Below are 728 nucleotides of genomic sequence, written 5' to 3'. Positions count from 1 at the left end.
TGCCATCGCAAAAACCGTCAATCAAATCGCCAAAACCCAGAAATTACCGGCCAAGCACATCAATCAAGGGTTCTTCGATCCCTCCATCTGAAAATTCCTCCGTCCAGCATAGGCAGCGATAATTTCCGCCTGATTTTCTGTGGAGTATTTTTGATGGTCGGTTGACATCCGCACATATTGGGCGGCCCGCACCGGAATAGTTGCTCCTACTGCTTCCACTCTCATCCCCAGCTCTATGCTTTCAAGACGGAGAAGCAACCCGCCCACATTTTGCATCACGATCACGGTGCGGTCGATCTGAATCGATCGCATCCAGACAATCGTTTTTGTAATGCAAAGGAACGTGGAATGTCGTTTACAAAAAAGGACCGAAATTTTCGCGCAGATAAAGGAAATAAATTTCCTCTGGATCCATCGGCTGATACGGAAGCGGCCTTTGCAAACATTATTGCGGATGCACTCCGACGAGATTTTGGAAGCACGCCAGCACACATAAAACATATCGCTCGACTAACAGGAGCTAATGTACGAACAGTAGGCAATTGGTTGAGTGCTCGCAACGGCCCTAGCGGTGCCAGCCTTGTTGTTCTGATGCGCCATTCTGATGAGGTCACTATAGCTGTCTTGAAATTATCAGCACGCTTTAGGGCCTGTTAGGACTTGATCCAGTCTGCTGCGGCAGCGATGTGGATGATGGCGAGGAACGACGTTGCTGTTTTCTCGTATCT

The 728-nt window shown here is 48.8% G+C and carries 1 protein-coding gene; it reads left to right on the top strand.

Annotated features, from left to right (window positions below):
- Nucleotides 1-348 precede the first annotated feature (348 nt).
- Complete coding sequence (locus tag FKW19_RS15130) at nucleotides 349-657, top strand: hypothetical protein (protein WP_089178404.1); 309 nt, start codon at nucleotides 349-351, stop codon at nucleotides 655-657.
- Nucleotides 658-728: the final 71 nt, after the last annotated feature.

The sequence above is a fragment of the Acetobacter sp. DmW_125128 genome, from assembly GCF_008704325.1.
Taxonomy (GTDB): domain Bacteria; phylum Pseudomonadota; class Alphaproteobacteria; order Acetobacterales; family Acetobacteraceae; genus Acetobacter; species Acetobacter oryzifermentans.
Note: the sequence above shows the minus strand (reverse complement) of the source record. Positions and strands in the feature narration are given on the sequence as shown.

Excerpts from the sequence above, each read along its gene's own strand:
- FKW19_RS15130 (WP_089178404.1), top strand. The coding sequence starts at position 349 with ATGTCGTTTACAAAAAAGGACCGAAATTTTCGCGCAGATAAAGGAAAT.